This is a genomic window from Micromonospora sp. CNZ295 (assembly GCF_004217535.1).
The window spans coordinates 2034709-2051879 of the sequence record NZ_SHKZ01000001.1 but is presented as its reverse complement, the minus strand read 5'-3'; the positions used below and the strand labels follow the sequence as shown (position 1 = coordinate 2051879).

The 17171-nt window shown below is 72.0% G+C and carries 16 protein-coding genes and 1 other RNA gene; 5 read left to right on the top strand and 12 right to left on the bottom strand.

Annotated elements, in window-relative coordinates; translation table 11 throughout:
• Nucleotides 1-35: 35 nt before the first annotated feature.
• Nucleotides 36-626 carry a YqgE/AlgH family protein gene (locus EV376_RS09795; RefSeq protein WP_130328593.1) on the bottom strand — a complete coding sequence of 197 codons (591 nt, stop codon included), beginning with the start codon at nucleotides 624-626 and terminating at the stop codon, nucleotides 36-38.
• A 153-nt stretch (nucleotides 627-779) separates the two neighbouring features.
• Between EV376_RS09795 and EV376_RS09790 the strand changes: the two genes are divergently transcribed.
• Together EV376_RS09790 and mdlC are read left to right on the top strand one after the other, a co-directional pair.
• Nucleotides 780-1583, top strand: a complete 804-nt coding sequence (locus EV376_RS09790) for an S-methyl-5'-thioadenosine phosphorylase (protein ID WP_130321915.1) — start codon at nucleotides 780-782, stop codon at nucleotides 1581-1583.
• Between the two features lie 49 nt (nucleotides 1584-1632).
• Nucleotides 1633-3228 carry a benzoylformate decarboxylase gene (gene mdlC, locus EV376_RS09785; protein ID WP_130321913.1) on the top strand — a complete coding sequence of 532 codons (1596 nt, stop codon included), beginning with the start codon at nucleotides 1633-1635 and terminating at the stop codon, nucleotides 3226-3228.
• 27 nt (nucleotides 3229-3255) lie between these two features.
• Here the strand turns inward: mdlC and EV376_RS09780 are convergent, their stop codons facing one another.
• The 9 genes from EV376_RS09780 to pruA all read right to left on the bottom strand — a co-directional run bounded on the left by EV376_RS09780 (nucleotide 3256) and on the right by pruA (nucleotide 11183).
• The gene (locus EV376_RS09780) at nucleotides 3256-4200 is read right to left on the bottom strand and encodes a hypothetical protein (protein WP_130321911.1); all 945 of its coding nucleotides are present in this window, start codon (nucleotides 4198-4200) and stop codon (nucleotides 3256-3258) included.
• 53 nt (nucleotides 4201-4253) lie between these two features.
• On the bottom strand, nucleotides 4254-4718 hold the full coding sequence (locus EV376_RS09775) for a hypothetical protein (RefSeq protein ID WP_130321909.1): 465 nt from the start codon (nucleotides 4716-4718) through the stop codon (nucleotides 4254-4256).
• A gap of 180 nt (nucleotides 4719-4898) precedes the next feature.
• Nucleotides 4899-5274: a transfer-messenger RNA gene (gene ssrA, locus EV376_RS09770) on the bottom strand.
• 106 nt (nucleotides 5275-5380) lie between these two features.
• Nucleotides 5381-5860, bottom strand: coding sequence for an SsrA-binding protein SmpB (smpB, locus tag EV376_RS09765; protein WP_130321907.1), 480 nt, complete (start codon nucleotides 5858-5860; stop codon nucleotides 5381-5383).
• 128 nt (nucleotides 5861-5988) lie between these two features.
• A complete protein-coding gene (gene ftsX, locus EV376_RS09760) occupies nucleotides 5989-6864 on the bottom strand; it encodes a permease-like cell division protein FtsX (protein ID WP_130321905.1) in 876 nt (291 codons plus the stop codon).
• 61 nt (nucleotides 6865-6925) lie between these two features.
• Entirely contained in the window at nucleotides 6926-7606 is a 681-nt protein-coding gene (gene ftsE / locus EV376_RS09755; protein ID WP_130321903.1) for a cell division ATP-binding protein FtsE, read from the bottom strand.
• Between the two features lie 118 nt (nucleotides 7607-7724).
• Entirely contained in the window at nucleotides 7725-8846 is a 1122-nt protein-coding gene (gene prfB, locus EV376_RS09750) for a peptide chain release factor 2 (protein WP_130321901.1), read from the bottom strand.
• 19 nt (nucleotides 8847-8865) lie between these two features.
• Nucleotides 8866-9381: a helix-turn-helix transcriptional regulator gene (locus tag EV376_RS09745; RefSeq protein WP_130321899.1), complete on the bottom strand. Its 516-nt coding sequence runs from the start codon at nucleotides 9379-9381 to the stop codon at nucleotides 8866-8868.
• A gap of 173 nt (nucleotides 9382-9554) precedes the next feature.
• Nucleotides 9555-11183 (bottom strand): L-glutamate gamma-semialdehyde dehydrogenase, encoded by a 1629-nt coding sequence (gene pruA, locus EV376_RS09740; protein WP_130321897.1) that lies wholly within the window; start codon nucleotides 11181-11183, stop codon nucleotides 9555-9557.
• 263 nt (nucleotides 11184-11446) lie between these two features.
• Between pruA and EV376_RS09735 the strand changes: the two genes are divergently transcribed.
• Nucleotides 11447-12445: a hypothetical protein gene (locus EV376_RS09735; RefSeq protein WP_130321895.1), complete on the top strand. Its 999-nt coding sequence runs from the start codon at nucleotides 11447-11449 to the stop codon at nucleotides 12443-12445.
• A gap of 50 nt (nucleotides 12446-12495) precedes the next feature.
• On the opposite strand, the gene EV376_RS09730 is transcribed toward EV376_RS09735, so the two are convergent.
• Entirely contained in the window at nucleotides 12496-13005 is a 510-nt protein-coding gene (locus EV376_RS09730) for a DUF6912 family protein (protein ID WP_130321893.1), read from the bottom strand.
• A 216-nt stretch (nucleotides 13006-13221) separates the two neighbouring features.
• On the opposite strand from EV376_RS09730, the gene EV376_RS09725 reads away from it, so the two are divergent.
• Both EV376_RS09725 and EV376_RS09720 read left to right on the top strand, forming a co-directional pair.
• Entirely contained in the window at nucleotides 13222-13452 is a 231-nt protein-coding gene (locus EV376_RS09725; protein ID WP_207228091.1) for a helix-turn-helix domain-containing protein, read from the top strand.
• A gap of 103 nt (nucleotides 13453-13555) precedes the next feature.
• Nucleotides 13556-14149, top strand: a complete 594-nt coding sequence (locus EV376_RS09720; RefSeq protein ID WP_130321889.1) for an Rv3235 family protein — start codon at nucleotides 13556-13558, stop codon at nucleotides 14147-14149.
• A 100-nt stretch (nucleotides 14150-14249) separates the two neighbouring features.
• Here EV376_RS09720 and secA read toward each other — a convergent pair whose 3' ends face one another.
• Nucleotides 14250-17162, bottom strand: coding sequence for a preprotein translocase subunit SecA (gene secA, locus EV376_RS09715; protein ID WP_130321887.1), 2913 nt, complete (start codon nucleotides 17160-17162; stop codon nucleotides 14250-14252).
• Nucleotides 17163-17171 lie beyond the last annotated feature (9 nt).

The window sequence follows — 17171 nt, the reverse complement described above, 5'->3', positions numbered from 1 at the left end:
ATGGTCACACCGCGGGGTGCCGCGCCGCATCAAGATCAGTTGAGGGCGACGTCCGGCGGGAAATGGGCCACCGCCGCCATCATGCCACCCTGCCGGCGCAGCACCATCGGCCAAAGGTCGTCGGGACGGTCGACGAACGCGTCGCCGGGCAGCGCGTCCAGCACGAACCAGGAGCCCTCCTCGATCTCCTGCTCGAGCTGACCCGAACCCCACCCCGAGTAGCCGGCGAAGACCCTTATCCCGCCGATGCTCTCCCGCAACCGGTCCGGGTCGACCGACAGGTCGAGCGTGCCGACCGCTCCGGAGACCTGGTGGAACCCTTTGAGCCGCTTCATCGGGTGCCGCATCCGGGCGAGGCAGATCGCCGAATCCGGCTGCACCGGACCCCCCTCGAAGAGCACGGCCGGGTGCCGGGCCAACTCACCCCAGTCGCCCAGCACGTCGGCCACGGGCACCTCGGTGGCCCGGTTGAGGACGACACCCAGCGCGCCGCCGGGCTCATGGGCGACCAACAGGACCACGGTGCGGTCGAAGTTCGGATCTTTGAGCGTCGGTGTCGCGACCAGCAGCCGCCCGGCCATCGACTCCGTTGCCCGCCCGCCGATCGCCTGCCCCTCTCCCTGCATGCCGGACACCGGGGTCAGACCGACCGCACGGAACCGGCCGGGGACACCGGTGTCTGCCACACCGTCAACGCCATGCCTGGCACCTTAACCCGCGCCCGTGCCGCTGGCTAAGGTCTGACGGTCGGCTGATCGACAGACCTGGGGGGAGGGCCGGTGAATCCCACGGCGGAACTGGCGGTGATCGGTGGGTCGGGCCTGTACGCGCTGCTCGACGGCGCCACCGAGCACCGCGTCGACACTCCGTACGGCCCGCCGTCGGACGCGGTCACCATCGCCGAGGTGGCCGGCCGGCGGGTGGCGTTCCTCCCCCGGCACGGCCGGGACCACCGGCACCCGCCGCACAACATCCCCTACCGGGCGAACCTGTGGGCGCTGCGCTCGCTCGGGGTACGCCAGGTGCTCGCACCCTGCGCGGTGGGTGGCCTCCGCCCGGAGCTGGGCCCGGGGACCTTCGTGGTGCCGGATCAGCTGATCGACCGCACCAGCGGGCGGGCGCAGACCTACTACGACCGGGGCGCGGTACACGTCTCCTTCGCCGACCCGTACTGCCCGGCGGGACGGCGAACGCTGCTCGCCGCCGCAGCCGAGCGGGACGTGCCGGCGGTGGACGGCGGCACGGTAGTGGTGGTCGAGGGGCCCCGCTTCTCCACCCGCGCCGAGTCGCGCTGGTTCGCCTCGATCGGCGGGACGGTGGTCAACATGACCGGCCACCCGGAGGCCGTGCTCGCCCGGGAACTGGCCCTCTGCTACTCCTCGATCGCACTGGTCACCGACCACGACGCGGGCGTGCCGGGCGGCGGGTCGGTGACCCAGGAGGAGGTGTTCCGCGTCTTCGGCGAGAACACCGACCGGCTGCGGGGGCTGCTGCTGGCGGCGGTGGCGGCGCTGCCGACCGACCGGGACTGCGCCTGCGGCCGGGCGCTGGACGGCATCAAGCTGCCCTTCGCGCTGCCATGAGCCGAAACACCGGAGCGGCCCGCGGCGAAGGCGATAACGTCTGAAGACGATGGCTACGGTCCGCGACACCACGTACGACCTGCTGCGCGACCTCGGCATGACCACCGTCTTCGGCAACCCCGGATCGACCGAGGAACCGTTCCTCGCCGCCTTTCCGGACGACTTCCACTACGTGCACGCGCTGCACGAGGCGTCGGCGGTCGGCATGGCCGACGGGTACGCGCAGGTCACCGGCCGCCCGGCGCACGTCAACCTGCACACCGCGCCGGGGACCGGCAACGCCATGGGCAACCTGGTCACCGCCTGGCACAACCGGGCCCCGCTGATCGTCACGGCGGGCCAGCAGACCCGCGAGATGCTGCTCCTCGAGCCGCGGTTGACCAGCCGCCGGGCCACCGAGCTGCCCCAGCCGTACGTGAAATGGAGCCACGAGCCGGCCCGCGCGCAGGACGTCCCGGCGGCGCTGATGCGCGCGTACGCGACGGCCGTGCAGCCCCCGGCCGGCCCGGTGTTCCTGTCGCTTCCGCTGGACGACTGGAGCCAGCCGGCCGAGCCGTACCAGCGACCCCGGACGGTCTCCACCCGCATCGCACCGGACCCGTACCGGCTGGGCCAGTTCGCCGCCGTGCTGGCCGCCAGCCGGGCACCGGTGCTGGTCCTCGGGGCCGCGGTGGACCGGGCCGACGCGTGGCCGGCCGCGGTCACGCTCGCCGAGCGGCTCGGCGCACCGGTGTGGACCGCGCCCGCACCGGAACGCGCCACCTTCCCCGAGGACCACCCGCACTTCCGGGGGGTCCTCCCGTACGCCATCGCGCCGCTCGCGGAGAAGCTGCGCGGCCACGACACGGTGCTGGTCGTCGGCGCGCCGGTGTTCCGCTACTACCCGCACGTCCCCGGCGACCACCTCCCCGACGGCGTCCGGTTGCTGCAGGTCACCGACGACCCGGAGGAGGCCGCCCGCGCGCCGGTCGGCGACAGCCTGCTGGGTGACGCCGGGCTGACCCTGGCGGACCTGCTGGACCTGCTCCCACCGACCGACCGTCCACCGCCACCGGCCCGGCCGACGCCGCCCCCGCCCGAGGACGGTGCCCCGCTCAGCGCCGACGCGCTGTTCGCCGCGCTGGCCCGGTACTGGCCCGCGGAGGGGGTGCTGGTCCAGGAGTCACCGTCGAACCTGTCCGCGCTGCGCCGCCGGCTGCCGATCACCCGACCCGGCTCGTACTTCACGATGGCCAGCGGCGGGCTCGGCTACGGGCTGCCGGCCGCGGTGGGCATCGCGCTGGCGCAGCGGGACACCGGTCGGGATCGGCCGGTGGTCGCGGTGATCGGCGACGGGTCGTTCCACTACTCGGTGCAGGCGTTGTGGACCGCGGCGCGGCTGCGCCTGCCGCTGGTCGTCGTGGTCCCGGTCAACCAGCAGTACGCGATCCTCAAGGCGTTCGCCGACTTCAAGCAGACGCCCGGGGTGCCCGGCCTCGACCTGCCCGGGGTGGACATCGCCGCCCTGGCCCGCGGCTACGGCTGCGCGACCGCGACCGTGGAGACGCCGGAGCAGCTCGGCGAGGCGCTGGCCGCCGGCCTGCGGACGGACCGGCCGACCGTGCTGCCGGCGCCGATCCGCACCGAGGTGCCCGCGCTGCTGTGACTCCCGGCGCCGCGCGGCCGGTGCCGGTCAGCCGGTGGTGAGCCGCAGCGGCGCGCCGGTGAGCACGTCGAGCACCGGCCGGGCGCCGAGCGGCGCGGCCAACCGCACGGTCACCGGCTCCAGCACGAGCTGTTCGGTGCAGACCTCCGTCGACCGGGTCACCCCGCCGCCGACCACGACGACGTCGTCGCGCTCGTGCACCAGTGGCCGGACGTCGGTGTCGCAGGCACCGGTCCCGAGCCGCACGGTCAGCGTGGCGCCGTCCACGGCGCGCAGGTCCTGGGCGCCGACCACCTCGTCCGGCGTGGGCACGGCGGGTGCGCTCGGCTCGGGCGCCGCGCCGACGGCCGCCGGGGCGACCGCGAGCCGGGCCACCCGGGCGGTCAACTCGTCGACGGTGAAGATCCACGCGGGCACCCGGGCCTCGCCCCGGCTGGTGCGGACCGCCACGTCACCCAGCTCGACGGCGGTGACCGTCAGCGGGACGCAGGCGGCCTGCGGGCCGCTGCTCACCGTGCCGTCCGGTCCGTCCGGTTGGGCCGGGGGCGGCGTCGCGGGGTTCTTCGGCCGGCCCCCGCACGGCGGCGGGTCCCCCTGGTCCAGTTGCCGGTACGCCTCCACCGCGCCGACCAGGGGCACGGTGAGAGTGCCGTCGGGGAACCGGATCGTTCCGTCGGCGGGCCGCGCCGTCGGCAGCGGGATCTGGTCCCGGTACCAGCCCGCCTGAAAGGCGGTCAGGGTCGCCGGGCTGAAACCCGGATCGCCGACGAGCACCGTCGGCTCCTGGAGCGGCACGTACCCGTCACGCCACTGCGGGCCGGGCCGCCACGCCTCGGCGACCTCGGCGGCCCGGCGCTCGAACGCGGACGCCCGATCGGCCGTGGCCGGCGCCGCGTCCGGTTCCGAGCCGGCGGGCGCGCAGCCGGCGGCAGCCAGCAGGGACAGACTCAGCAAGGTGACCATTCGACGCATATCGGTTGGACGTTGCCCCGGCCGCTTCGGTTCCGGGCCGGCGACGAAACCGGTCAGTCCTCGCCGCCGAGATCCGTCTGGTACGCCTGCCAGAGCAGGTCCGCGCCGCGCTGCCGGTGCCGTGCCAGCGCCCACACCAGGTGGTCGGTGGCGCGGCGGAGCTCCTCCGCCGACCCGGCCGGCCGCTCGGCGGCCTGCCGGAGCGCGTCGAGGGCCGCGACGATGACGTCGTGCTCCCGCACCAGGCGCTGCACGCTGTGGTGCAGGCGAGGAGCGTGGTGGAGCAGTTCGGCGTACCGGCCGGCGGGGCCCTCGGTGAGCCGCACGTGTTCGGCGAACTCCTGACGCACCGGCCCCAGGCGGCGCAGGAGCCGCTCCCGCCAGTACGGCTCGGTGTCGAGCGCCGCCCGGCTCAGCGAGTGGGCGCCGCTCAGCAGGTTCGCCCGGCGTCGGCGGGCCGGTGTGGGCCGGGCCGACGTGGGGGCGGCGGACGGTTGCTGGATCGGACCGGTGACCATGGGCACCTCCCCGCGCTGTGACCGCGTACGCCGATGGTGAACCTCCTCGGCCCGGCCTGTCCAGGGGCCTGCCTCGCCACATTCGACCCATCCGCCCCAACCGCCCCACTGGTCACAGGCGCACCGGCGGAAAGACGACTGTGCGCCCCGGTCCGGGAGGACCGGGGCGCACAGGTCAGGTGGTGGAGGTGCCGGGAATCGAACCCGGGTCCTTCGCCGCCTTGTCAGGGCTTCTCCGAGCGCAGCTCGCTGTGCCTCTACTCGGCCCCTCCGATCACGCGAGCGAGTCGGTGTGACGGGCCCAGTCGCTGATTGATCTCGCCGCACGGACCCCGCGACCGGGTCCGATTGGCCAGCCTCCTAGCTGATGCCGGCTAACTGGGTCGAAGGCACTCCCAGGCCGACAGACTCGCTACCCGCCTCAGGCGGCGAGAGCGAAGTCAGCGCGATTCTGCTTGGCGCTTATTGTTTTCCGACGAACGATTCACGAGACGACGTCGGCTTCCTCGGCTCGCTTCCCCTGCCGCAACGTACGAAGTCGAAACCAGTCACCCCCTCGACGGGCCGCCCCTGTCGGCGGCACCATCAAGCCTAACGCCTGACGCAACGGCTTTCATCCCGCCCCGGAGGCCGGCGCGCCGGCCTCGGATGGAGCGGACAAATCAGTCATCCATTCCCTTGCCGCGCCGGCCGGCGGCCCGCGCGATCTCCCGCTGGGCGTCCTTCTTGGCCAGGTCCTGCCGCTTGTCGTACGCCTTCTTGCCCTTGGCGAGGCCGAGCTCGACCTTGGCCCAGCCGTCCGAGAAGTAGACCTGCAGCGGCACCAGCGTGAGCCCGCTCTCCCGCGTCTTGCCGATCAGCCGGTCGATCTCCAGCCGCTTGAGCAGCAGCTTGCGGGTGCGCCGCGGCTCGTGGTTGGTCCACGTGCCCTGCGTGTACTCCGGGATGTGCATCCCGTGCAGGTACAGCTCGCCGTTGCGCTCCTGGGCGAACGCGTCGACCAGCGACGCGCGCCCGGCCCGCAGGGACTTGACCTCGGTGCCGGTCAGCGCCATCCCCGCCTCGTAGGTGTCGAGGATCGAGTAGTCGTGGCGGGCCTTCCGGTTGGAGGCGACGACCTTGCGTCCCTTTTCCCGTGGCATCGGCGCCACCTCCCTTCCTGGTCGCTCGCCGGCGACCGGAGAGCGGAGATCATGCTACCGGAGACACAAGGGCCCCTCTGCGCCGTTTATTCCAGCGCGGAAGGGCCCTGTCACACCCGTACTCCCGGCTAGACCCGCAGGTAGAAGCGGAGCGTGACCCAGGCGGTGACCGCGCTGATCAGGCCCCCGACGCCGGCCATCAGCGGGAACGCCAGGAGGACCTCGCCCCAGCTGACCGGCGCGAACAGCCCCTGGAGCGCGGCGAGCGCGCCGTCGAACAGGAACACCTTCAGGCCGACGAGGGCGCCGAGCGCCAGCACCGAGCCGATCAGCCCGGCGACCACGGCCTCCAGGACGAACGGCGCCTGGATGAACCAGTTCGACGCGCCGACGAGCTTCATGACCGCCACCTCACGCCGCTTGCTGTACGCGGCGACCTGGATCGTGTTGGCGACCAGCAGCAGGGCGGCGATGGCCATCGCGACCGCGGCGACCAGGGCGATGTTCTGGCCGGCGGTGAAGAGATTGAAGATCTTGTCCAGGACCCGGCTCTGGTCGACCACCTGATCGACGCCCTCGACGTTCGTGTACTGCTCGTTGATCGCCTTGTACTCCTGCGGGTCGACCAGCTTCAGCCGGTACGACTCGGGCAGCACGTCGGGCTTGACGGCGCTCAGCAGGTCGGGCGAGTCCCGGAACATGTCCTGGAAGCGCTTGAAGGCCTCGTCCTTGTTGACGTAGGTGACTTCCGCGACCAGCGGGTCGGCGTCCAGCTTGGCCTGGAGCTCGGCCTTCTGCTGATCGGTCACCTCGTTGTCCAGGAAGATGGAGACCTGGATGTTCTCGAAGTAGAGCTCCTTCATGTCGGCGACCTTGGTGTAGATCAGACCGCTGGCGCCGAGCATGGTCAGCGAGACCGCCATCGTGATGATCATCGCGACGGTCATGGTCACGTTGCGCCACAGTCCGACCAAGACCTCGGACAGGACGTATTTCACGCGCATCGGGGATTCCTCCGGGGCTCCGGCATGAGGTGGTCGTCGTCAGGCGGGGTGCGGCGCCGGCTCACCCGTAGACACCGCGGGCCTGGTCACGCACGATCCGGCCGCTCTCGATCTCGATGACGCGGCGGCGCATCTGGTTCACGATGTTGGAGTCGTGCGTCACCATCACCACGGTCGTGCCGGTGCGGTTGATCCGGTCCAGGAGGCGCATGATCTCGATGGAGGTGTCCGGGTCGAGGTTTCCCGTCGGCTCGTCCGCGAGGAGGATCAGCGGACGGTTCACGAAGGCCCGGGCGACGGCCACCCGCTGCTGCTCACCGCCGGAGAGCTCGTGCGGGTAGCGGTGCTCCTTACCACCCAGACCGACCAGCTCCAGCACCTCGGGAACGACCCGGCGGGCGACCGCCTTGGTCTTGCCGATCACCTCGAGGGCGAACGCCACGTTCTCGTACGCGGTGCGGTTCGGCAGCAGGCGGAAGTCCTGGAAGACGCAGCCGATCGAGCGCCGGAAGGCGGGTCGCTTCCACGAACGCATCGACGTGACGTCCTTGCCGTTCACGACGATCCGACCCTTGTTGGGGGTGACCTCGTGCAGCAGCATCTTGATGATCGTGGACTTGCCGGAGCCGGATGGGCCGATGAAGAAGACGAACTCGCCCTTCTCGATCGCGACGGACACGTTGTCGAGCGAAGGCCGGGACGCCTTCGGGTACGTCTTCGTCACTTGCTCAAGCTGAATCACGGGTGGTGAGTCTACGCGGTGTAACCGGACTGCCAAGCCCCACGCCCCTCGGTTGCGAGGCGCGTCATCGATTTGCAGGGGATCGTGAAGATCGACGACGCGCTGCGCCCACGATCGGTCACGCGCTGTCGCCGGCGAGCTGCTGCTGCTTCCGCCACCGGATGCCCGCCTCGATGAAGGTGTCCAGCTCGCCGTCGAACACCGACGACGGGTTGCCCGTCTCGTGCTCGGTCCGGAGATCCTTCACCATCTGGTACGGGTGCAGGACGTACGAGCGCATCTGGTCGCCCCACGAGCCCGCGGCGTCGGTCTTCAGGCCCTGGAGCTTGGCCTGCTCCTCCTGGCGCTTGCGCTCCAGGAGCCGGGCCTGGAGGACACGCAACGCGGAGGCCTTGTTCTGCAGCTGGGACTTCTCGTTCTGGCAGGTGACCACGATCCCGGTCGGGATGTGGGTGATCCGGACCGCCGAGTCGGTCGTGTTCACGCTCTGCCCACCGGGACCGGACGACCGGTAGACGTCGATCCGCATCTCGTTCTCGGGGATGTCGATGTGGTCGGTCTGCTCGACGACCGGCAGCACCTCGACACCGGCGAAACTGGTCTGCCGGCGACCCTGGTTGTCGAAGGGGCTGATCCGGACCAGCCGGTGGGTGCCCGACTCGACGCTGAGCGTCCCGTACGCGTACGGCACCTTGACCGCGAAGGTGGCCGACTTGAGCCCGGCCTCCTCGGCGTACGAGGTCTCGTAGACCTCGGTCGGGTAGCCGTGCCGCTCGGCCCAGCGCAGGTACATCCGCAGCAGCATCTCGGCGAAGTCCGCCGCGTCCACGCCACCGGCGCCGGCCCGGATCGCCACCAGCGCCTCCCGGGAGTCGTACTCCCCGGAGAGCAGGGTGCGGACCTCCATCTCCTCGATGGCCTTGGTGAGCCCGGTGATCTCCGTCTCGACCTCGGCGAGGACGCCCGGGTCGGACTCGGCCTCGGCCAGCTCCAGGAGCACCTGGGCGTCGTCGAGGCGGGAACGGAGCTCGGAGAGCTTGCCGATCTCACCGTTGACGTACGACAGCTGGGAGGTCACCTGCTGCGCCTTGGCCTGGTCATCCCAGAGGTCGGGGGCGGAGGCCGCCTCCTCCAAGCGTGCCTTGTCCGCCCGCAGCGTGTCGATGTCGAGCACCGACTCGATGTTGCGCAGGGTGGCGTCGAGGTCCTTGAGCTGTTCGGCGAAGTCGGCAGCGGTCACGACAGACAAGCGTACTGCGTCACCCGACCGGGGCGGACTTCAGCCAGGACAGCGCCGCCTTGTGATAGGCGACGGCGAACTCCAGCGCGCTGGCGTCGTACGTCTCGCCTTCCTTCTTCGCGTTCTTCACCTGCTCGCGGACCCGCGCCAGGGCCTCGGTGTGGTACTCGTTCGCCGCCGCCTGGAGGCTCTTGAGCTGGCTGGCCGAGTGGAGGTCGCCGAAGGCGATCCGCAGGGCGATCGGGTTACGGATGGTGTCCCGGCCCGGGTCCTCCGCGAGCCACCTGGAGAACGTCCGCTTCCCGGCCGCCGTGATCGCGTACGGCTGACTCATCCGCGGCCCGGGCTTGCCGAGCCGGACCAGCCCCTTCTCGGCCAGCACGGGCAGCTCCCGGTAGACCTGGCTGCGGGTCATCGACCAATACGGCGCCAACCGGCGCTCGGCGGCGGCCATCAACTGGCCACCTGTCATCGGGCCCTCGTGGAGCAGCCCGAGCAGGGCTGCCGCCGTGGGGTTGACTCCGGATTCCGCCATAGCCATCACGCTGCCACTTTGCCGACCCGGCGTCCAGGATTTGGCGGTTTCGCCACCCGATGGGGGGTTCCTATGTGCACTGTCGGCGGGCGACAGTCCGCAGGGGGCGCATCAGCTGTCGCACCCGTCACGGAAGAGGGGCCCCGGCCTCGGCCGGGGCCCCTCCGCACCGCTCAGCCCATGTGGGGGTAGGTGTGGTCGGTCGGCGGGACGAAGGTCTCCTTGATCGTCCGCGGCGACGTCCAGCGGACCAGGTTGTGCCAGGAGCCGGCCTTGTCGTTGGTGCCGCTGGCCCGGGCACCACCGAAGGGCTGCTGCCCGACCACCGCGCCGGTCGGCTTGTCGTTCACGTAGAAGTTGCCCGCCGCGTACCGCATCGTCTCGGCGACCCGGTCGACCACCCGGCGGTCGGTCGCGAAGATCGACCCGGTCAGCGCGTACGGCGCGATCGACTCCGCCTGGGCGACCACGTCGTCGAACCGGGCGTCGTCGAAGACGTGCACGCCGAGGATCGGCCCGAAGTACTCGGTGGTGAACGTCTCGTGGGCCGGGTCGGTGCACTCGAAGAGCGTCGGCCGCACGAAGTACCCGACCGAGTCGTCGGCGGTGCCGCCGGCGACGATCCGGCAGGTGTCGTCGCCGGAGATGAGCTCCAGGGCGGCGGTGTGCCGGGAGAAGGCCTTGTCGTCGATGACGGCGCCGCCGAAGTTGCTGAAGTCGGTCACGTCACCGTAGCTGAGGGACTCCACGGTGGCGGCGAGCCGGTCCCGCAGCCCACCCTCCCAGATCGACCGCGGGACGTACGCGCGGGAGGCCGCCGAGCACTTCTGGCCCTGGTACTCGTACGCGCCCCGGATCAGGGCGGTGTGCAGCGCGTCCACGTCGGCGCTGGAGTGCGCGACCACGAAGTCCTTGCCGCCGGTCTCGCCGACCAGCCGGGGGTAGCCCCGGTACCGGGCGATGTTCTCGCCGACGGTCCGCCACAGGTGCTGGAAGACCTTCGTGGAGCCGGTGAAGTGGATGCCGGCCAGGTCCGGGTCGGCGAGCACCACGTCGGACACCTCCTCGCCCCGCCCGGTGACCATGTTGATCACGCCGGGAGGCAGGCCGGCCGCCTCGAACAGCCGCATCGTGAAGTGCGCGGCGAACTGCTGGGTGGGGCCCGGCTTCCACACCACGGTGTTGCCGACCAGGGCCGGGGCCGACGGCAGGTTGCCGGCGATCGCGGTGAAGTTGAACGGCGTGACCGCGTAGACGAAGCCCTCGAGGGGCCGGTGGTCGAACCGGTTCCACACGCCCGGAGAGGACATCGGCTGCTCGGCGAGGAGCTTGCGGGCGAAGTGGACGTTGAACCGGAGGAAGTCGATGAACTCGCAGGCCGCGTCGATCTCCGCCTGGACGGCGGTCTTCGACTGACCGAGCATCGTGGCGGCGTTCAGCGTGTCCCGCCAGGGGCCGGCGAGCAGGTCGGCCGCGCGCAGGAAGACCGCGGCCCGCTCCTCGAACGGCAGCGCCCGCCACATCGGCGCGGCGTCCTTCGCGGCCTTGACCGCGGCGCGGGCGTCGTCGTGGGTGGCGTGCGCGGTGACGCCCAGCACGTGCGCGTGCTTGTGCGGCTGCACCACGTCGATCGACTCACCGCCGGCCATCCGCCGCTCGCCCGCGATGGTCATCGGCAGGTCGATCCGCTCGGCGGCCAGCTCGGCCAGCCGCCGCTGCAGCCGCTCCCGGTCGGCGCTCCCCGGCTCGTAGGTGCGTACCGGCTCGTTGCGCGGCTCGGGTACGGAGAACACGGCGTCCATCACAGGCTCCTGTGCGATCTCGACAGCGGTGGCGAAATCGGACCCGCGGGCACCGGCCGGACGACCGGACGCCGGGCGCCAGCCGGCCAGGGCCGGTCACGGCGGCGGGACCTCGGCCGATTCTCCCACGACCCGGCCCGCACCCCACCACCCCCGCTCCGCGGCGGACGCGCTCCGGGAAGCCGGCGACGGCGGACGCGTACCCTGGGTGACCGGTGAACCGCCGGCCTCGCGTGGGCCGGGCGTCCGTCGAAGGGAAGACGATGACCAAGCAGCCCGGCGGCTCCTCCGCCGCGGAGTCGGAGCAGCCGAGCCCGGTCACCGACGAGTCGACCCCGGACGCGGCGGCCGGCGCGACGCCCCCGCTCGCGCCCGGCGCTCCGGCGCTCGCCCTGCTGGCGCTCGCCTGGCTGGCCGCGATGCTCTGGTCGACCCGGGAGGCGATCACCTCGGCGGCGGCCGGCGTCACCGCGATCAGCCTCTCCGCGTTCGCGCTGCCCGGCGTGATCTCCGCCGCGCTCGTCGCCGGCGCCGCCTTCGCGCTGTTCGGGGTCGACCTGCTCGCGCGCCGCGGCCGGGACCGGGCCACCGTGCGCTTCGTGGCGGCGGTCGCCACCGGCCTGCTGGTCGGCCTCGCCGCCGCGTTCGCCGTCAACCTCACGTACGCCGACAACGCGACCACCAACGTGATCGCCGGCACCACCGCCGCCGCCGCGATCATCGGCGGCGCGGTCGCCGGGGCGCGGACCGCGCCCGTGGTCGGCGCGGTGGTGGCCGCCGCCCTCGGCACGCTCGTCTTCGTGGTGGCGTTCAGCCGGGCCCGGGACCCGCTGTTCGACCTGTTCGGCGCGGGTGACACGCAGGAGTCGCTGCTCAGCGCCGCGAAGTGGGTGTCCCGCACCGAGTCGCTGCTCGCCGGCCTGGTCGCCGGGCTGCTCGCCTTCGGCTACCTCACCTGGGCCCGCCGCCGGGCGACCCGCCGCACCCCGGAGACGCCCGGCCTACGCTGGCCGGCGTACCTGCTGGCCGGTGCCGGCCCCGGCCTGCTGCTGCTGCTCACCGAGGTGATCCTGCGGACCGGCGGGCGCAAACTGCTCGACCTGGCCAGCGCGCTCAGCGAGGCGGACGCGGTGGCGCAGACCTCGCTCGGCACCTCCCGGCTGGACAACGGCATCTGGGTGCTCTTCGTCGGCGCGCTGACCGCGATGATCGCCTTCGGCCGTACCCTCGGGCCGGCACCGCGGGACGCCGACGCCGACTGACCCCGGCCTTCCCGGCGCCACCGCCTGCGGCGGGCCCGGGCCCGCCGGCCTCAGCCGGCCGCGTCGAGCAGCTGGTCCAGCTCCGTGACGTCGTACCACTCCAGCTCGTGGTCCTCGGCGCCGTCGACGGTGAACTGCGCGTCCGGGTCGCCGGCGAGCGCCTCGCTCACCACCTCGGCCGCGGCGGCGACGTCCTCGACCGCGTCCGAGCCGTCGACGTGGATCGCGGCCACCGCCGCCACCGGCACGAGCCCGGTCAACTCGACGATGCTGGAGCCCAGGTCCCCGTCACCGCGCCCCACCATCGGGGCCGGCAGGTCCGCCGAGACGACGACGCGGCGCCGGGGCGCGGCGGGGTCGGCCCGCAGCAGTTGCAGGGCGTCCTGGGCGGCCCGGGTGAAGGCCACGTACTCCAGTTCCTCCTCGTCGCCCTCGGCATACCACTCGCGCAGCGCCGGGGTGACCGCGTGCGCGGAGGCGGCGGGCAGCCCGTCGGCGCGCAGCAGGGTCAGCATCGGGACGGTCGCCGGCACGTACACCCGGACACGGTCGTCGCTCACCGGTCGTCTCCCCTGCTCAGGTCCTCCACCGGCGGATGCCGGCACCGGCGCCGATCATGCCGTACGCCGTGACCGTCATACACCCAGACCCGCCCCGGTGGAAGCTCCCTCCCGGAGTGTCCCGGCGCGGAACCGGCCGCGCGACGGACCGGCGCTGGGCCGGACCGGGCCGGCGGTGGCAAACTGATGCAAACGCTGCCAACCCAGGGAGTCTCCGTGGCGGAGCCCAGGTTCCTGCTGCTGTCCGATGTCGCCGCCGAGTTGAACGTCTCGGATTCGCAGGTCTACCACATGGTGCGCAGCGGCGAACTGCCCGCGATCAAGATCGGCGGGCGGGGCCAGTGGCGCGTGGAGCGCGCCCGGCTCGAGGAGTACATCGACCGCAAGCACGCGGAGACCGCCGAGTGGGTACGCAGCAATCCGCTCGCCGACCGCGACGCGGAGTGACCCGAACAGGACCCTGAGCATTGACCGAGGGCTCTGCCGTGCCCGAGAATCGATGCTGTCCGTAGGGAAACGAAAGCAAACGCAGGAATCTGGAGGGCCCCGGATGCCCGACTACCGTCGTCCCGGTCCGGTCCGGCCGCCCGTCCGGCTGCGTCCGGCCCCCTCCTTCGACCCGCCCTGCGTCGAGGACGACCCGGCGCGCTGGCCGGCCCACGGCCAACTCGCTCTCGACCTCTTCGAGGCCGCACGCGGCTCGATCCCGCGCCCGCCGGACCGCCGGCACCGGTCCCGACCGGCTCCGCCCGGTCCGGGCCGCGCACCGCTCCCGCTGCCCGCCGCGGCACTGGTCACCGCCACTCCCGAGGCGACCCGGGCGGCGCACCGGTTCGTCGCCACCTGCCTGGAGGTCGTCAACGGTTACCGCCCGCCCCACCAGCTGCGCCCCCTGCTCGATCCAGCCCGGGCGGCCGACCTGCTGCCCGAGCTGGCCCGGGCCACGCCCCGCTCCGGTCCGGCGCGGCGCCGCTCCACCCGGCCGGCCGTGCACCTGCGCCGGCTACGGGCGTGCGAGCCGCGCGACGGGATCGTCGAGGCGGCCGTCGTGCTGGCCGGGCCGGCCGGCCGGACGTCGGCGATGGCCCTGCGCCTGGAGCACCGCCGCGGCAGCTGGCTCTGCACCGCCCTCCAGGTCCTCTGACGCGCAGCGGCGGATTCCGGAAACGGCACGGGCCGCGATCCCCCGTGAGGGGAGACCGCGGCCCGGTCGGGTCGAGCTGGCTGGGCCCTGACGGCTCCGGTCAGGCGGCCCCGCCGGGGGCGCCGTGGCAGCGCTTGTACTTGCGGCCGGAGCCGCACGGGCACGGGGCGTTGCGGGAGGGGCCGTTGCTGCCCTCGGCCTGGCCGGGTGCGGGCCGGCGGGCGGTGCCGGCCGCGACAGCGTGGCCGAGCGCCCCCTTCGCCGACCGCTGGGGAGCGGTCGGGGCGGTGCGGCCGGGAGCCGCCGGAGCCGAGGACGCGGGCCGGGCCGGCGGCGGCGCCTGGTCGGCGCGCTCCACCGCGACCGAGCCACGCCCCGCCTCGCCGTCAATGGTCGGCGCGGAGTACTGCAGGCCCTGCTGCTGCGGCGCCCGGCCCAGGCCCTTGGCCCGGATCTCGACCGGCTTCTCCAACAGCTTGACCTCGTCCGGCTCCGGCTCCGGCTCCTGGACCTGCACCTCCAGGTTGTAGAGGAAGCCGACCGTCTCCTCCTTGATGCCGTCCATCATGGTGGCGAACATGTCGAAGCCCTCGCGCTGGTACTCCACCACCGGGTCGCGCTGGGCGTACGCCCGGAGGCTGATGCCCTCCTGGAGGTAGTCCATCTCGTAGAGGTGCTCGCGCCACTTGCGGTCGATCACCTGGAGCAGGACCATCCGCTCGAGCTGGCGGGTGCCCTCCTCGCCGAGCTGCTCCTCGCGGCGGTCGTACGCGGCGTGCGCGTCCTCCTTGAGGCGGCTGAGCAGGAAGTCGACGTCCATGCTCGCCCGCGAGCCGCCGGCCTCCTCCTCCAGCTCCTCGATGGTGACGCCGACCGGGTAGAGCTGCTTGAGGTTGGCCCAGAGCTGCTCGAGGTCCCAGTCCTCGGCGTACCCCTCGGCGGTGGCACCCTGCACGTACGCCTCGACGACGTCGTCGATCATGTTCCGGACCTGGTCGGACAGGTCCTCGCCGTTGAGCACCCGCAGCCGCTCGGCGTAGATCACCTGGCGCTGCTTGTTCATGACCTCGTCGTACTTGAGGACGTTCTTGCGGATCTCGGCGTTCTGGGCCTCGATCTGCGCCTGGGCGCTCTTGATCTGGCGGGTGACCATCTTCGACTCGATGGGCACGTCCTCCGGGATGTTGAAGCGCTCCATGACCGCCTCGACCGCGCCGGAGCGGAAGCGCTTCATCAGCTCGTCCTGGAGCGAGAGGTAGAAGCGGGACTCGCCGGGGTCACCCTGCCGGCCCGACCGGCCGCGCAGCTGGTTGTCGATGCGCCGGGACTCGTGCCGCTCGGTGCCCAGCACGTAGAGACCGCCGGCGGCGGCGACCTCCTCCGCCTCGGCGTCGCAGGCCTGCTTCCACTTGGGCAGGACCTCCTCCATCGCCTTGGCGTACTCCTCCTCGTGCTCGATCGGGTCGAGCCCGCGCTGGCGCAGCTCGGTCGCGGCGAGGAACTCGGGGTTGCCGCCGAGGAGGATGTCGGTGCCGCGGCCGGCCATGTTGGTGGCGACGGTGACCGCGCCCTTGCGGCCCGCCTGGGCGACGATCTCCGCCTCGCGGGCGTGGAACTTGGCGTTCAGCACCGAGTGCGGGATGCCCCGGCGGCGCAGCAGCTGGGAGAGGATCTCGGAATTCTCCACCGAGACCGTGCCGACGAGCACCGGCTGGCCCGCGTGGTGCCGCTCGGCGATGTCCTCCACGACAGCGTTGAACTTGGCCTTCTCGGTCTTGTAGATGACGTCGGGGCGGTCCTGGCGGATCATCGGCCGGTGGGTCGGGATGGTCACCACGCCGACCTTGTAGACCTTGTTGAACTCGCCCGCCTCGGTCTGGGCGGTACCGGTCATGCCGGACAGCTTCTCGTAGAGGCGGAAGTAGTTCTGGAGGGTGATCGTGGCGAGGGTCTGGTTCTCCTGCTTGATCTCCACCCCCTCCTTGGCCTCGATCGCCTGGTGCATGCCCTCGTTGTAGCGGCGGCCGTGCAGGATGCGGCCGGTGAACTCGTCGACGATCAGGACCTCGCCGTCGCTGACGATGTAGTCCTTGTCGCGCTTGTAGAGCTCTTTGGCCTTGATCGCGTTGTTGAGGTAACCGACCAGCGGGGTGTTGACCGACTCGTAGAGGTTGTCGATGCCGAGCCGGTCCTCGACCTTGGCCACGCCGCGCTCGGTGACGGCGATCGTGCGCTTGGCGTAGTCGACCTCGTAGTCGCCCTCGCCGTCCTTGCCGGGCTGGAGGCGGGCCACCACGGCGGCGAACTCGCCGTACCACCGGGCGGAGTGCTCGGCCGGACCAGAGATGATCAGCGGGGTCCGGGCCTCGTCGATGAGGATCGAGTCGACCTCGTCGACGACGGCGAAGTTGTGGCCGCGCTGGACCAGATCGTCCTTCGACCAGGCCATGTTGTCGCGCAGGTAGTCGAAGCCGAACTCGTTGTTGGTGCCGTAGGTGATGTCGCACTCGTACGCGGCCCGGTGCTCGGCGGCCGGCCGGTTGGGCAGCACCACGCCGACGGTGAGGCCGAGGAACTCGTGCACCCGGCCCATCCAGGCGGCGTCCCGCTCGGCCAGGTAGTCGTTGACCGTGATCACGTGCACGCCGTTGCCGGAGAGGGCGTTGAGGTAGACCGGCATCACCGAGGTCAGGGTCTTGCCCTCACCGGTCTTCATCTCGGCGATGTTGCCGAAGTGCAGCGCCGCGCCACCCATCACCTGGACGTCGTACGGGCGCTGGCCGAGCACGCGGGCGGCCGCCTCGCGGCACACCGCGAAAGCCTCGGGCAGCAGGTCGTCGAGCGTCTCGCCGTCGGCCAGCCGCTGTTTGAACTGCTCGGTCAGTGCCCGCAGTTCGTCGTCGGTGAGGTTGACGTAGTCGTCCTCGATCGAGTTGACGGCGGCGGCGATGGCCTTCAGCCGGCGCACCATGCGGCCCTCGCCGGCGCGGAGGACCTTTTCCAGAATCGACACGGATCAACG

Bases quoted from the DNA above. Each gene is read 5' to 3' on its own strand.
- mdlC (WP_130321913.1), top strand. From the start codon at position 1,633: ATGGCTACGGTCCGCGACACCACGTACGACCTGCTGCGCGACCTCGGC.
- EV376_RS09745 (WP_130321899.1), bottom strand. From the start codon at position 9,381: ATGGCGGAATCCGGAGTCAACCCCACGGCGGCAGCCCTGCTCGGGCTG.
- EV376_RS09720 (WP_130321889.1), top strand. From the start codon at position 13,556: ATGCCCGACTACCGTCGTCCCGGTCCGGTCCGGCCGCCCGTCCGGCTG.
- EV376_RS09735 (WP_130321895.1), top strand. From the start codon at position 11,447: ATGACCAAGCAGCCCGGCGGCTCCTCCGCCGCGGAGTCGGAGCAGCCG.
- EV376_RS09780 (WP_130321911.1), bottom strand. From the start codon at position 4,200: ATGCGTCGAATGGTCACCTTGCTGAGTCTGTCCCTGCTGGCTGCCGCC.
- pruA (WP_130321897.1), bottom strand. From the start codon at position 11,183: ATGGACGCCGTGTTCTCCGTACCCGAGCCGCGCAACGAGCCGGTACGC.
- EV376_RS09775 (WP_130321909.1), bottom strand. From the start codon at position 4,718: ATGGTCACCGGTCCGATCCAGCAACCGTCCGCCGCCCCCACGTCGGCC.
- EV376_RS09795 (WP_130328593.1), bottom strand. From the start codon at position 626: ATGCAGGGAGAGGGGCAGGCGATCGGCGGGCGGGCAACGGAGTCGATG.
- ftsX (WP_130321905.1), bottom strand. From the start codon at position 6,864: ATGCGCGTGAAATACGTCCTGTCCGAGGTCTTGGTCGGACTGTGGCGC.
- smpB (WP_130321907.1), bottom strand. From the start codon at position 5,860: ATGCCACGGGAAAAGGGACGCAAGGTCGTCGCCTCCAACCGGAAGGCC.